Origin of the sequence: Desulfobulbus rhabdoformis (assembly GCF_016919065.1) — a bacterium.
Taxonomy (GTDB): domain Bacteria; phylum Desulfobacterota; class Desulfobulbia; order Desulfobulbales; family Desulfobulbaceae; genus Desulfobulbus; species Desulfobulbus rhabdoformis.
On sequence record NZ_JAFFQA010000103.1, the window covers coordinates 1 to 2,438 of the forward strand.

Sequence of the window (2,438 nt, forward strand, 5' to 3'; positions counted from 1 at the left end):
GCAAATGCCGGTTTTTCCCTTCTACTCTCGGATCAATTAAATTTTCGAAATGGGAAATAATGTCTGGCTGCTGTTTTTTCATGCCCCTTCTCCAAGTAAGTGATTTTTGAAGGGTAATATATAGAGGCTATGCGAGTAGAATTGAATAATAAATCGATTTTATTCGTATTTTTTCGCTGGTCGAAAATAATTCGATTCTAAATGGGCCTAGTCAGGACATTTTGATGCGCTTGCCCTGGGTCCTTGGCCCTCTGGTGTTAGGCCCGAGGCCGCAATTAAAAAAGGAATTTACTCGACAAGAGCCTATTGCACCAGATCACCAGGGCACTCACAATTTTTTGTATTTTATGTTGATTCAAAAAGACAACCTTTCCATGAACATGGAAAACCATTAACAGAAGGGTATATTACAAAAATCGGTCAGTTTCCATCCTATGCAGATTCTAATATATCAGCAATTAATAAATATAGTCCAGTACTTGGAGAAGAAAAGAGGCGTGAGCTAGTACGAGCAATAGGACTTGCTTCACACGGAATAGGCATAGGAGCATACGTCTATCTTCGTAGAATATTTGAGTCACTTGTCGAAGAAGCACATCAACAAGCACTAGGAAGCAATAATGAGTTTGATGAAGCTGAATACCAACGTGGCAGAATGAATGAAAAAATTTTGTTTCTTCATGATTATTTGCCAGTCACTATTTATGAAAACGCTGGTCTATATGCAATTCTGAGTATAGGCATACATGAGCTGTCCGAAGCAAAATGTACCGAGAATTTTGAAATTTTGAGATCTGGAATAGAACTCATATTAAATGAGAAGCTTCGGAATCATCAGGATTCAATTAATAAAGAGAGAATTGCAAAAGCAGTAAATAAGCTTAGAAGCGAAATACAAAAATGAGTTAACGAACCGGCTTCACGCGGACCCCGCAAACAGCGCGGGTCCGGTGAGCCGGACGTTAGCTGCTTGAGGGGAGAGAGCACATGGGGCTTCACGTACATAATCTCGGAAATCTTCCGAACACGGATGATGGAAGAGACTACTTCATTTACGTTCTGGATTACGGATGGAAGGAGCCGCTCACGGATGCACTAGTGGCCAACTTCACAAACATGGCACGAATGGCGTCGCAAACGAGGTCTGTAGTCGTAGCCGGAATCGAGCCCATTCACTTTGCAAACGATGTCTTTTCGTGGCACGGAATCAACGGTGAAGATGGAGAGCGGATCCTTCCGGCCATTCTCATAACGACCCTTACGCCGTCATATTTCAAGAAACATAATGACGAGTATCGAAGGTCAGGTGAAATCAAAGACAAACTGTTGTTGATCCCAATAAAGGCTGCTTGCAAAACGACAGATGACGTGATCCAACTGATCAAATCCATATTCAACGATATCAAGGAAAAGAAGAAGCTTTCTGGATTCGCTGTGGCAAAGACCATCAACAAGAATGGACTCCGCCGGCTCGCAGATGCCGTAATTCTCGAACCGAATCTGTCGGGGGTTGGGTTTGATCTTCGTAAATTATTCCAGACAGTCAGCTAACAAGCCCATGGACTCCGACAACCAAAAGCTCGTTCCTTCGTCGCTCCGCTTCCGGCTGCGGGTTATGGGCGGCGTTGGCAACAAAAAGGATAGATATGAATAAATTATCTGGAGATTGGACCGGAAAAATTCTTGGTACTAATAATGCTGATATTTTTGTAGAAATCAAGGATGATGAAGGGGTTTTGTCAGGAACAGTTCGAATAAATGATCCTATGTATGGCACATCTGTTTACACATATCGTGGAAAAAAAGATGGCTTATCTTTGAATTTTGAAATGGATCCAACACCAGATAGTTTTCAGCAAAATAAAACACACACGGTTATTGTTGACGGGCGTCCTATTAAGGTACAAACACACGGTGTGAATCTTGGTCATGTCACAGTAGATGGTACTGTTATCGAAAGTAACCGAATAGAGGGAAAATGGGTGTCAAGCATCGGAACCGGTGGAGCTTTCTGGATAGTTAATGCAACTGGCAATGTTGAGACAGCATCTAAATATCCTGGAAATCAATTGGACAACGTTGCATTCATAATGATGAGTATTTCTTCTGAAAACCCAGAACTAGAAGACTCCCTTAATGCAATAAAAAGAGCGACATCTCAACATGGTATCGAAGGCGTTCGAGTTGATGAAATTGAACATTCAAAAAAGATTACTGACGTAATCCTCGAAAAAATAAAAAAATCAAGGTTTTTAGTATGCGACATAACAACTGAGCGCCCTAACGTGTACTATGAGCTTGGGTATGCACATAGAAGTGGCCCCGGAAATTTGGACAAGCCCTTAAGTGGAATTTCTGCTACCACTGATGCCTATAGATGGGCACAACATGGAGCAGAAAATGGCAAAAGGAAAACGACGAAAACATACTGCGGCATT

General features: G+C 41.8%; 2 protein-coding genes and 1 pseudogene. All 3 read left to right on the forward strand.

The window, feature by feature from the left end; translation table 11 throughout:
- Positions 1-655: 655 nt before the first annotated feature.
- Positions 656-904 carry a hypothetical protein gene (locus JWJ90_RS22480; protein WP_205229459.1) on the forward strand — a complete coding sequence of 83 codons (249 nt, stop codon included), beginning with the start codon at positions 656-658 and terminating at the stop codon, positions 902-904.
- A gap of 83 nt (positions 905-987) precedes the next feature.
- Entirely contained in the window at positions 988-1,551 is a 564-nt protein-coding gene (locus tag JWJ90_RS22485; protein ID WP_205229460.1) for a hypothetical protein, read from the forward strand.
- 95 nt (positions 1,552-1,646) lie between these two features.
- A pseudogene (locus JWJ90_RS22490) lies at positions 1,647-2,438 on the forward strand (hypothetical protein); the annotation flags it as partial.

Coding starts and splice junctions, on each gene's coding strand:
- JWJ90_RS22480 (WP_205229459.1), top strand. CDS start 656: ATGAATGAAAAAATTTTGTTTCTTCATGATTATTTGCCAGTCACTATT.
- JWJ90_RS22485 (WP_205229460.1), top strand. CDS start 988: ATGGGGCTTCACGTACATAATCTCGGAAATCTTCCGAACACGGATGAT.